The organism is Natrinema soli (assembly GCF_028618695.1).
This window is the reverse complement of sequence record NZ_JAQIVI010000203.1, coordinates 1-10,611: the sequence shown is the minus strand read 5'-3', so window position 1 is coordinate 10,611 and position 10,611 is coordinate 1. Positions and strand designations below refer to the sequence as shown.

Here is a 10,611-nt window from a genome sequence, read left to right as displayed (position 1 = left end):
TCGCTCGAGGACGTCGCTCCCGTCGTCGATCGGGGCGTCGACGCTCGAGGCGGCCGCTTTGCCGAGGTGCACGTCCGCGAGTACGAGCGTCTCCGCGGCCGGAACGAAGACGGCCCGATCGCGGACGGCAAACGGGACGTCGATGTCGACCTCAGTCATCGTTCGGTTCCGAGCCCGACGCGGACTCGGGATCGATGTCGGGGTCGGTGACATCGGGAGCAGCCGAACGACCGGTGTCGGACGCCGCGTCCGAGGCAGTCGCGGCCGAGCTATCGGCGGGACGTTCCGCCTTGCCGAGCGCGTCCGCGAGGTCGTACTCCGTGCCCGTCAGGATGTAGAGGACTTCCTCGAGGGGCTCGAGGACCTCGGGGAGGATGCGGACGACGAGGTAGGTGATCCCCAGCAGAGCGACGATCGACAGCGACTGGGCGATGAAGTTGTGCGCGACGATGTAGGAGGTCCGGTCGGCGGGCGCGCCCATGAACTCCGTGACGACGGAGACGAGGACATCCTGCTGGAACCAGCCCCACGGCGAGGCCAGGCCGATGAAGACGTTGCGGACGAGATTCAGGAACCAGATGACGCCGATGGCGAGCGCGAAGGCGACGGTCTTCCGCTTGAGCGGTGCTTTGACCGCGGCGATCAGCCCGCCGAAGATGGCCATACTCCCGATTCCGGTACAGGCCGTGATGATGTAGGTCGTCCGGCCGGTCACCGTCTCGTCCGGATCGAAGGCGAACTTGCTCACGTACCCGTTGTTCCCCTCCGTGAGGCCGGGGCTGTGACCGAGCAGCTCCATGCCGAAGTGGGTCTGGGACGCAGTCGTCTCGATCAGCCAAGTGCGGACGACCGGAACCGTCTCGACTGGCAGGTAGATCAGACCCATGAACGCGACGGCGTTCGAGAGCAAGAGGAGCGACTCTCGGCCCCGGACGAGCAGATAGCTGGTGTAGGCACACAGCGGCAGTGCGGCCAGCGCCAGGAGGGTCTCGATCGGGCTCTTCACCTCGAGATAGTAGTGGGGAACCATCGTCAGCCAGAAGAGACCGAAGACGACCCACGCGCCCGCGGCGAGGTATCTCGCTGGGCCGACGGCACCGCGCCACTTGAGGACCATCGCCACGACGAACGCGCCGATCGCGATCCACGCGAGCGAGTCCGCTAACGGAACGGATCCGGCAGTCAAAGCGAGGAGCGTCGCGGGTCCCGTCGCCACGGGATCGACGACCCCCGTGCTCGCGGCGGTCGTCGCTGGTAGGGCCGGCATACTCACGTGAACCCGACGGACTCTCCCGCTATCAACTTGACGCCTCGGTCCGAGCGGGCCGTGATCGCCGCCGTCGGATCGTCCCGGACTCGATGCCGGTTCTCGCTGGAACTGCGATCGCGTACCTTTTTGCCGTTCTCACGAGACACTAGCCGTATGGTCGACGTCCTCGACAACAAACGGGCCGCGACGCGGTTTCGGATCCTCGTTCAGATCGCCGAGCGCCAGCCCGCGGTCAGCCAGGGGGAGATCGCCGAGGAAGTCGGCGTGACGAGCCAGGCCGTCAGCGAGTACATCCGCGATCTCGTCGACGAGGGGTTCGTCGAGAAGGAAGGCAGGTCCAGATATCGCGTCACCAACGAAGGCGTCGACTGGCTCTTTCGGACCGCAGACGACGTTCGCCGATTCGCCGACCACGTCACCGGCGACGTCCTCGGCGCGATGAGCGAGGCCGCCTATATCGCGACCGACGACATCGCCGACGGGGAGACCGTCTCGCTTTCCGTCGAAGACGGATTACTCCACGCGACCCCCGGTGACGAGGGACCGGCGACCGGCGTCGCGACCACCGACGCCGAGGCCGGTACGGACGTCGGCGTCACGAGTTTCGAGGGCGTCATGGAACTCGAGCCCGGTTCGGTGACGGTCCTGCAGGTGCCCGCCGTTCGGACCGGCGGGAGCCGAGCGGTCGATCAGGAGACCGTCGCCGAGCACTGCGAGGATGCCGATCTCGTCGTCGCAGCCGGTGTCGAGGCGGTCGTCGCCTGCCGAGAATTCGGCACCGATCCGGCGGTCACGTTCGCGGCCGGTGCAGTTGCCGCCGACGGTGCCGAACGCGGCCTCGACGTGACCGCAGTCGCGACGACGAACGAGGTCGGCCGGGTCACGGACGTGCTCCGAGATGCCGACGTCTCCTACGAAGTGCTCGAGGGCTGACCGCCTCATCGATCCAGCGACGAAACAGCGCCCAACGACTGTAGGCAATGTCCTTTTGTCGGTGAGTGTCCTCCATTCGAATAGCGTTAGATATGGAGCCGACGGAGGCGTTCAGGGTGCTCGCCAGTGCCGACCGTCAGTATCTTCTCCACGAACTCCGAGAACGGAACGGCGAGAGTACCGTGGGGGACCTCTCACGACGGATCGCCATCCGGAGACACCGGACGACGAGCGAGAACATCTCCCTTCCCGAAATCGACCGTGCTCGCGTCCGAACGGTCCACATTCATCTCCCCTTCCTGCTCGAGCAGGGCGTGGTCGACGTTGACTGGAGCGACGGAACGGTTGCGCTTACTGACGAGCCGAGTGTCGACGTGCTGTTCGCGGCCGCCGAGGAACTCGACGATTGGCCACCGGAGCCACAGCTCTCCCAGTTCTCGTAGTCAGTGGACCGGGATCGCAATCGCCTAGGGCTCCGATAGAAAGCGAGGCGTTACCCGATGTATCGCAGATCGTCGTCCGTCGGCACGTCCATCTGCTGTTGCTGTTCCATCTCCTGGATCTTGCCGATGACCTCCTCCATCTCGTCCGCTCGTTCGTCCAGGGACTCGTACTCGAGGTCGAAGCCGAGCACGTCCTCGAGCACCTCGAGCACCGCTCGCGCGCTCTTGGGATCGACGAGATAGCCGCTGGTTTCGCCCATCAGGCAGGCCGCCTCGAAGCCGCGGCGTTCACCCAGTCCGAGCAGGAGGCCGGAGACGCCGACGATGCCGCCGGCGGGTTCGTCCTCGCGAAACTCGACGCCCGCGTCCTCGAGCGCCTCGAGCATCGATTCGTCGCTGACGGCCCCGACGACGGCGTACTCGTCGATGAGTTCGCCGGTCGGAACGCCGCCAAGCGCGTACACGTCGGTCGCGCCGAACTCCTCGGCGATGTCGAGGAAGGCGTCCGTGAGCGTGTAGTGGCCCTCGTTACTCTGGGCTTGGTGATCCCCGGTCAACAGCAACAGATCGCGACCCTCGGGAACGTCGACAGCGTAGAGTTCCGCACAGGTCAGCTCCGAGACGCCGTCCTCGACGCTCACCTGCGGCGGGAACTCCCGGGAGTAGATGCGTCGCACAAGCGTGCTCTCGCCCTCGAGTTCCTCGAGCAAGTGCTCGACGGCGAGGGTACCGACGTGTCCCACTCCCGGCAACCCCTCGACGAGAACGGGGTCGTCCAGTTCGACCTCGGCGACGACGTCGATCTCGAGTTCGTCCATACCGTATCAGCGGTTGCGACGTTTAAGAGCGCGTCGGTACTCGCCCTGGGGATCCGTCGGATCGAACGGCGCTGGTGCACTGTTTACCGTCTCGGCACCGCAGTCGGGACAGCTGTCAGAAAGGGTATACACCGGGCGGTCGTGGACCTCGCGCCACGCCGAACACACCCGGATATCGGATTTCATCGGTCCCTATTCGTCGTCGGTTCGGCGCTCGCGGTGGTACTGCCCAGTGCCACCGTGGCCTTCGATCGCGGTGACCGCTCGCTGTGCGCTCTCCTCGAGGTGAGATTCGGCGGTCTTGTAGTTCGGTGCCTTCACTTTGATCCGGTACTCGGGTGCACCGACGTAGCTCACCTCGAGATCGACCTCCTCGGGGATCTCGCCGTTGCCTTCGGCCGCTTCGAGGGCCTCGCGAATCCCGTCGACGCCGGTGTCGGTGGGGTTCTCGAGGTCGACGTAGCCGGTGACGTTAACGTACGGTACCGAGACGTTCTCGCGGGCCGTCTCGACGATCGATTCGGTCTCGTCGTCGTCCAGATCCGTGTCCTCGAGCGCCTCTTCGCCGTGGATCGCGGCCTGCTTGAAGCCCTCGTAGAGCCCCCCGTGGATGGCGATCAGTTCGTTGGCGATCGCGGTGTAGTCCTCGTCGTCGATCCCCTCGCCGAAGGCCAGTTCCATCCAGTTATCGGCCTTCTGCTCGTTTTTCCACTCCTGAATCTTGTCGGAGCGCTGGTGGTCGTTGACGTCTTTGAGCGAGAGATCGATCTGCTGGGAGCTCTCGTCGACGTCGAGGACCTTGCAGACGGCGATCTGACCCTCGCGGACGTGATCGCGGACGTTCTTGATCCAGCCGCTTGCGACCTCGGAGATATGGATCAGTCCGCGCTTGTCCTCGTACTCCTCGAGATCGACGAAGACGCCGAAGTCCTCGATTTCGTCGATCTTGCCGACGACGAGTTCGCCGGGGTCGGGCCAGCCGCTGTACTTCATCGTGACTCGACTGTTTCGATGACTTCGTGGTCGATCTCGGCTTTGCCGCCGGTCGGTCGCACGAGCGTCGTGCCACAGACGGCACAGGCGACCTCCGAGGAGGCCTTGCCGAAGACGGTCTGTTCGTTCTCGCAGTCACTGCATCGAACGCTGTAGAAATTTCCTGCCATTGGTATCACTCCTGGAACTCGAGTCGGCCGGCGCGCCATCCCTCGCGGAGGTGGGCCTTGCCGCACTCGCTGCATCGGTATTTGAGGTCGGTCTTCTTGGTCGGCTTCTCGCCACCGGGTACCTTCGAGAAACGGCCGGAGTTCCCGATCGAGGAACTGTTACGTCGGGTACGGCGAGCGTCCCATTTCATGCCGCTCGAGCGGCCCGTTCGGGACTTTTCGACTTCGTGTTCATGGTGTTCGTTGCAGTGCGGACAGTACGTATTGAATCGGCGTGGCATCTGCATAGTTATCTCACTTGCCGTGGGCTAAGATAGCGCCGTTTATAACCCGTTTGGTTCGTCGTTCGGCCCCGCCGGTTAGCGGATACGGCTCGCGCGCGGCCGATCATCATCTTGGCCATTCATCGTCTCGATCGATATCGGTTTTCTGCTGGTCGCCCATCGTCTCGCGGCCGACGGCACAGGCGGCAGAGCCAGCGGGCCTCCGAAGCGTTTAATCCGCTCTCCTGTGAAGCTGGGCGCATGAAGCAGCTCATCATCCACGGGGATCCCGGGATTCGAAACGGGGCCATCGTTCGATACCAGGGGGACGACGGGGACGGAGACGGGGAATCGGAGGTCGTCTGTTTCGGTATCAATCGCAACGGCGAATACCACGGTCCCGATCGGGTCCAGCTCTGGTGTACCGTCGGTGCCGAAGACGAGTACGAGGACTACGAGAAACGGAACTTCACGCCGCACTTCCTCGACGTCGACCGCGTCGACGCCGAGGACGTCGAGGTCGTCCGAGCGAAGAGCGACCTCGCGATCTGAGCTCGTCGATCCGCGCCGGCGAATGTGCCAGATATCGTGGTCCGTCGTCCGACCGTTTTATTCCAACGTTGTCACTTCTACGCGGCGACCGCAAGAGGGAAATCGGCGGCGTCGACAGTGGTGGATACGCTCGAGACCGATATGACTGATTCGCTCGTAGATGCCGTCCGGATGCGGGTCCGTGCGCTGCGCTCGACGACTCGGTTTCGCCAGTTCGTCGGCGTCGGACTCGTCGGCGCAACCGTCGATATCGCCGTTCTCTTTTTGCTCGTCGAGACCACGTCACTCGGACGGCCGGTCGCGAAGCTCCTTTCCTGGGAATTCGGTATCGTGGTCATCTTCGTAATCAACGAACGGTGGACGTTCGCGAGCTACGGCGAGGTCGGGTTACGAGCACTGGGACAGCGGTTCCTCCGCTCGAACGTAGTTCGGTTAGGTGGGTTTCTCGTCACGCTGGCGATACTCGAGTTGCTAGTTCGACAGTTCGGCATCTGGTATATGCTGGCAAACGGGGCCGGGATGGGCGTCGGCTTCTTCGTCAATTACACCTGTGAGAGTCTCTACACGTGGCAGGTCCATCAAGAGTAGCGGTAGAAACCCGCATACGGCAACCGAATCACAACCCTTAACTAGCGCACTCGGATATGATGTGATAGCGGGATGGGATAGCCAGGAGATTCCGGCGGGCTCATAACCCGCAGACCGGTAGTTCAAATCTACCTCCCGCTATGTTTTGGCGCGAACTAATCCGTGAGCGCCAACCATAGCATGGTGGTCGATTTGAATCAGGGAGCAGTTCCGCTGCGACCGTGGTTCAAATCTACCTCGCGCTACGTTTTACGGATTCAACGACGACCGACGAGTGTGACGAGGAGAGTACTGAATCCGTAAAACTAGTTTAGTGGGCCTTGTTTAGACGCGGAGCAACAACCCATTCCTATCGCTACTATCGATACGAATCAGCCAGCCAGTCAACCTGCGTCTTGACCGATGTTCCTCACTTTCTCTTGAAACATCAACGATCATCAGTAATCCACTTCTCACCCCACTCGTAGATTTCATCGAACGCCGAAAGGAGTTCTTCCCCCTTTGGTGTCAGAGAGTAATACACGGCGACTGGACTCCCCTCGTCAACTCGACGTTCGACGTATTCTTTCTCCTCCAGATCAGTAAGCACGCGAGACAACGTTTGTGAGTTCGCATCCGTTGCACGCTTGAGTTCATTGAAGCGGAGCTCGCCCTCTCGGAGGACGTGGATAACGGTCATCCGCCAACGGGAACCGACCTCTTCGAGGGTTTTGATTACCGGACAGCCTTCGTATTTCGTTTCGAGAGTAGCATCCGATGACATCGGTGTGACTTGGTCAGACGAACGTTTGCTGAACTATATTAAGATCACGCTCTATGACCAAGTATGGTAATGTGACCGCAATTGCGGGAGCTCATCTCAGTATCGTGTGACAGCAATCATCGAACCCAACTACCAAAATGAACGTACTGCTACTCGGTGCGAGCGGACGAATCGGACAGCGAACTGCCACTGAACTCCTCACCCGTGGCCACGCCGTCACAGGCGTCTCCCGGAGCGGGACAGTCGACGGGATTGATGACGACGAATTCGTCACCGTCGCCGGGAACGCGACCGACCCCGATGACGTGGCGAAGCTTGCGACGGGCCACGACGCCGTGGTCTCGGCACTCGGCCCAGGTGACGATGAATCGCCCGAGATTCTCACAGAGATGATGGACGCCGTGGTTGAGGGGCTGCGCCGCGCGGATGTCGACCGGCTCGTCTGGACTGGCGGCGCTGGTGGGCTCGAGGTCGGCCCGGAGACGATGCTCATCGAAACGGATGACTTCCCCGAGGAGTGGGAGCCGGTCGCGCGTGCGGCCATCGACGCATACGATATCCTCAGCGAGGCTGACGATCTGGCGTGGACGTACCTTGCGCCAGCTGCGTTGATTGAACCCGGTGAACGAACCGGCGAGTACCGGACTGCCGACCACGAACTCGTGACCGACGAGGGAGACAGCTACATTTCGATGGAGGACTTCGCCGTGGCCCTCGTAGACGAACTCGAAGAAGAAAACGCCGTTCACACTTACCTCGGAACCGGGAACTGACCGCGGTCTGGTTTCATGTTTTTTCAGCGGTTTCGGTGCGGTTGTGACAGTTGTGCTTGCTGTCTTTGCGGTGACCCTCCTTCTCCGATCACTTCGTGAATTGCCCGTTCTGACCGAAGTGAGGGAGCAAGTTCGACGATCCCGTGCATCTCGTGAAGAACATCGAGGAGCCGTCGATATGGACGATCAAGGTATTCGCGGAGGCCGTGGATTACAACGAGGACCCAGTCAGCGTCGCCGCCGTCGCCCTTCTTGACCGCTGGTGAAGGATCGCCAGAGACTGCGCGTGTCGCCAGTGTTACGAGGCGATTTGTGAAGCGAGAGAGACGAGAAAGAACACTACTCGAGTCTGACTCAGCGGTCAGTGGTTCACCGGAGTGAAGAGCTCTCTACAGCGGCTAAATAAGGCCGTTTAGTGGTGATTTGAACGAGAGAAAGCCGTGAGCGGAGAGCGGTCGTCGCGTGGTTCATCAGACACGAGATCGGGTAGCTAGTTCAGATCGGCTCGCTCGAAGCGTCGATAGCCGATCGCGACCGGGACGACGATCCAGACCAGCAACACGACGGCGGCGAACCACTCCGTCAGGTAGAACGGTACGTCCCCGGCGATGCGGTTCGACACCATGAGAGACCCCTGTCCCTGAAACGCCGACGCCGGAACGTCTTCGACGATGCTCTCCCAACCGACAAGCGCCGGCACGAACCCGTCGATCAGCAGGCTCATGGCCTGCCTGTACGCCTCGAGCGGGTTCAGCCGGAGCGCGAAGAGATACCATCCCGGCGCCTGTAGTCCGACGAGTTCTCCCTCGAGCAGGTAATGGACGCCGGCCACCAGCGGATGCCACACCAGCGTAAACAGGATGTAGCTGCCGATCGCGCCGCCCATCGCCCGCATTCGGGTGTCGGTCATCGCCGAGACGCCGACGGCGATGGCGGTGAAGGCGGCTCCGAGCAGGAGCGTCAGGGCGACGAATCCAAGCACCGTCCGGACGGGCAGCGAGCCGAATAGGGCGATCATGAGGGCCACGGCGAACGCACAGGCCACGAGCGTCGCGACGACGATGACGCCGGTTCGACTCGCGAGTTTTCCGAAGAGCACGTCGCGGCGGTTGTGCGAGAGCCCGAACAGGATCCGGAGGCTCCCGGACTGGCGCTCCCCGACGATCGCCATGTAGCCGACGACCAGCGCGATGATAGGGACGAATATCTGCCCGCCGACGTTCGTGAAGAAGAAAATGACATCCGTCGCGCTCGGGTCCTCGATCTGGGCCGACGCGCCGAACGTCACGATTCCCATCAGGAACAGGAAGACCGCGATGATCCCCCAGACCATCCGCGAGCGCACGACGTCCTCGAAATCTTTGCGTGCGATCGCGACCCACGTCATCGGTCAACCTCCTCCAGTTCGGCCTCGAGCGCACCGCCGTCTTCGCGCTCGGTCTCTCTCGGTCCGTCCGGCCCGCCTCCGGAACTGTTCTCGGCACCTGATCGGGCGTCCGTTCCGGCCCCAGTAAACGCCGCGAACAGGTCCTCGAGCGTCGCTTCTTCGATATCGAAATCGAGCACCGCCGCATCGGACTCGACGAGTCGGTGGACGACCGTCGCCTTGGCGCGCGGATCGGTATAGGTGACGTGTATCCCGTCTTCCGCCCGGCTCACGTCGGTGACGCCCTCGACCGCCGTCAGATCGGCGAGCGGTTCCCCGGGTTCACCGGCGACCTGAACGACGAGTCGCGATCCCACGCCGGCGGTTTCGCGAAGCCCCTCGATGGTATCGACGGTGACCAGTTCGCCGTCGTCGAGAATGCCGACTCGGTCACAGACCGCCGCGACCTGCCCGAGGATGTGACTCGAGAAGAAGACGGTCGTCCCGGTTTCGGCCTCCGTACGGACGAGTTCCTGCATCGTCCGGATGCCGTGGGGATCGAGTCCGCCCGATGGCTCGTCCAGAACGAGCACCGCCGGGTCGCCCGCGAGTGCCATCGCCATCGCGAGTCGCTGGAGCATTCCCTTCGAGTAGTCCCCGACGGGTCGCCGACCGTCGTCCCGGTCGAGGCCGACTCGCTCCAAGAGCGCGTCCGGCTCCGCGTCACCGTTCTGCGAGTCGATCGCGAACTCGAGGTGTCGATAGCCGGACGAGCGGTTCCAGAGATCGAATCCCTCCGGCAGTACCCCGACGCGGTCGCGAACCGCGTCCGTCTCGTCCTGCGTGTCGTAGCCGAGGACGGACGCCGATCCCTCGCTCGGCCGGACGAAATCCAGTAACAGGTCGATCGTGGTCGTCTTGCCGGCGCCGTTCGGTCCGAGAAAGCCGAATACCTCCCCCTCCGCGACCTCGAGGTCGAGGTCCTCGAGCGCAACGACGGCCTCGTCACCGGCACCGTAGCGTTTCGTGAGTCCCCGCGTTCGTATTGCCGGCATGTGCCTTGGTCACACGAATAGACGGAAATAACATCCGGGTTGTCAGATCGGTTGAATGAGTTTCAGGATCGTTATCGATTGTTCTCGTACCGTCGTTTCGATCCTCAGCAGCAACCGCTCGGGGACGCGTGTTGTGATCGACGCGCCGTCCGACGCGGTGCGTCAACCCTCGATTTCGATCTCGGTTCGATCGACGAGACCCCGGGCCGCAGCGTCCGCGCAGTTGAGCCGCACCTCGATCGCGTACGTGCCCGCGTCGACCGGCTTCCACTCGTCGTCGGAAACCCGAATTCGCTGGGGCCACCGCCGGCGGAAGCGTTTGCGCTCGCTCCGGGCGAAGGAGAACGCGGCGGGCCGGTCGGGAACCGTTTGCGCCACCTGCGAGGCCTCCCTGTAGCCGTCGACGGCCCAGATCCAGCGCTTCGGCGATTCGGTCCGGATCCGAATCGGGAACGGGAGCCGGTTGCGGAACTCGACGGTGATCTCGACCGGCTCGCCGGGCCCGTATCGGCGGTTATCCGTCGAGACGCTGACGTCGATCGCGCGGTGGCGCAGTGCAGTGGGCGTGAACGCGTGGCTGAACGCCGCCCAGTCGATTGCGCGCCCGCCCCCGCCGTCGCTCCC

15 protein-coding genes, 1 tRNA gene and 2 pseudogenes are annotated in these 10,611 nt (G+C 62.9%); 6 read left to right on the top strand and 12 right to left on the bottom strand.

The features are described from left to right. Together PGX04_RS13305 and artA are read right to left on the bottom strand one after the other, a co-directional pair. A pseudogene (locus PGX04_RS13305) lies at positions 1-159 on the bottom strand (metallophosphoesterase); the annotation flags it as partial. After that, positions 152-1,267 carry an archaeosortase A gene (artA, locus tag PGX04_RS13300; protein WP_273738938.1) on the bottom strand — a complete coding sequence of 372 codons (1,116 nt, stop codon included), beginning with the start codon at positions 1,265-1,267 and terminating at the stop codon, positions 152-154. The gene artA and the pseudogene PGX04_RS13305, both read right to left, overlap by 8 nt. A gap of 156 nt (positions 1,268-1,423) precedes the next feature. On the opposite strand from artA, the gene PGX04_RS13295 reads away from it, so the two are divergent. Together PGX04_RS13295 and PGX04_RS13290 are read left to right on the top strand one after the other, a co-directional pair. Continuing rightward, complete coding sequence (locus tag PGX04_RS13295) at positions 1,424-2,203, top strand: DUF7839 domain-containing protein (RefSeq protein WP_273738937.1); 780 nt, start codon at positions 1,424-1,426, stop codon at positions 2,201-2,203. Between the two features lie 92 nt (positions 2,204-2,295). Next, positions 2,296-2,646: a DUF7344 domain-containing protein gene (locus PGX04_RS13290; protein WP_273738936.1), complete on the top strand. Its 351-nt coding sequence runs from the start codon at positions 2,296-2,298 to the stop codon at positions 2,644-2,646. Between the two features lie 50 nt (positions 2,647-2,696). On the opposite strand, the gene PGX04_RS13285 is transcribed toward PGX04_RS13290, so the two are convergent. Genes PGX04_RS13285 through PGX04_RS13265 form a run of 5 tightly spaced genes read right to left on the bottom strand, consistent with a single transcriptional unit; the run spans position 2,697 to position 4,914 of the window. Next, a complete protein-coding gene (locus tag PGX04_RS13285; protein WP_273738935.1) occupies positions 2,697-3,464 on the bottom strand; it encodes a proteasome assembly chaperone family protein in 768 nt (255 codons plus the stop codon). A 6-nt stretch (positions 3,465-3,470) separates the two neighbouring features. After that, positions 3,471-3,650, bottom strand: coding sequence for an RNA-protein complex protein Nop10 (locus tag PGX04_RS13280; RefSeq protein ID WP_273738934.1), 180 nt, complete (start codon positions 3,648-3,650; stop codon positions 3,471-3,473). Positions 3,651-3,656: 6 nt separating this feature from the next. After that, positions 3,657-4,457 carry a translation initiation factor IF-2 subunit alpha gene (locus PGX04_RS13275; protein ID WP_273738933.1) on the bottom strand — a complete coding sequence of 267 codons (801 nt, stop codon included), beginning with the start codon at positions 4,455-4,457 and terminating at the stop codon, positions 3,657-3,659. Continuing rightward, positions 4,454-4,627 (bottom strand): 30S ribosomal protein S27e, encoded by a 174-nt coding sequence (locus tag PGX04_RS13270; RefSeq protein ID WP_273738932.1) that lies wholly within the window; start codon positions 4,625-4,627, stop codon positions 4,454-4,456. Before PGX04_RS13270 ends, PGX04_RS13275 begins: the two co-directional genes overlap by 4 nt. A 5-nt stretch (positions 4,628-4,632) precedes the next feature. After that, on the bottom strand, positions 4,633-4,914 hold the full coding sequence (locus PGX04_RS13265) for a 50S ribosomal protein L44e (protein ID WP_098724294.1): 282 nt from the start codon (positions 4,912-4,914) through the stop codon (positions 4,633-4,635). A 237-nt stretch (positions 4,915-5,151) separates the two neighbouring features. Here PGX04_RS13265 and PGX04_RS13260 point away from each other — a divergent pair, with 237 nt between their 5' ends. The 3 genes from PGX04_RS13260 to PGX04_RS13250 all read left to right on the top strand — a co-directional run bounded on the left by PGX04_RS13260 (position 5,152) and on the right by PGX04_RS13250 (position 6,171). Next, positions 5,152-5,442 carry an HAH_0734 family protein gene (locus tag PGX04_RS13260; protein WP_273738931.1) on the top strand — a complete coding sequence of 97 codons (291 nt, stop codon included), beginning with the start codon at positions 5,152-5,154 and terminating at the stop codon, positions 5,440-5,442. A 141-nt stretch (positions 5,443-5,583) separates the two neighbouring features. Then, complete coding sequence (locus tag PGX04_RS13255; protein WP_273738930.1) at positions 5,584-6,030, top strand: GtrA family protein; 447 nt, start codon at positions 5,584-5,586, stop codon at positions 6,028-6,030. Positions 6,031-6,096: 66 nt separating this feature from the next. After that, positions 6,097-6,171, top strand: a tRNA-Met gene (locus PGX04_RS13250). A gap of 286 nt (positions 6,172-6,457) precedes the next feature. Here PGX04_RS13250 and PGX04_RS13245 read toward each other — a convergent pair. Further along, positions 6,458-6,793: a winged helix-turn-helix transcriptional regulator gene (locus PGX04_RS13245; protein ID WP_273738929.1), complete on the bottom strand. Its 336-nt coding sequence runs from the start codon at positions 6,791-6,793 to the stop codon at positions 6,458-6,460. A 137-nt stretch (positions 6,794-6,930) separates the two neighbouring features. Here PGX04_RS13245 and PGX04_RS13240 point away from each other — a divergent pair, with 137 nt between their 5' ends. After that, positions 6,931-7,566, top strand: coding sequence for an NAD(P)-dependent oxidoreductase (locus tag PGX04_RS13240; protein WP_273738928.1), 636 nt, complete (start codon positions 6,931-6,933; stop codon positions 7,564-7,566). 137 nt (positions 7,567-7,703) lie between these two features. Here PGX04_RS13240 and PGX04_RS13235 read toward each other — a convergent pair. The 4 genes and pseudogenes from PGX04_RS13235 to PGX04_RS13220 form a co-directional block, all read right to left on the bottom strand. After that, a pseudogene (locus tag PGX04_RS13235) lies at positions 7,704-7,931 on the bottom strand (IS5/IS1182 family transposase); the annotation flags it as partial. Positions 7,932-8,056: 125 nt separating this feature from the next. After that, positions 8,057-8,953 carry an ABC transporter permease subunit gene (locus PGX04_RS13230; RefSeq protein ID WP_273738927.1) on the bottom strand — a complete coding sequence of 299 codons (897 nt, stop codon included), beginning with the start codon at positions 8,951-8,953 and terminating at the stop codon, positions 8,057-8,059. After that, positions 8,950-9,987 (bottom strand): ABC transporter ATP-binding protein, encoded by a 1,038-nt coding sequence (locus tag PGX04_RS13225; protein ID WP_273738926.1) that lies wholly within the window; start codon positions 9,985-9,987, stop codon positions 8,950-8,952. Before PGX04_RS13225 ends, PGX04_RS13230 begins: the two co-directional genes overlap by 4 nt. A gap of 162 nt (positions 9,988-10,149) precedes the next feature. After that, positions 10,150-10,584, bottom strand: coding sequence for a DUF7974 family protein (locus PGX04_RS13220; protein ID WP_273738939.1), 435 nt, complete (start codon positions 10,582-10,584; stop codon positions 10,150-10,152). Between the last annotated feature and the right edge of the window lie 27 nt (positions 10,585-10,611).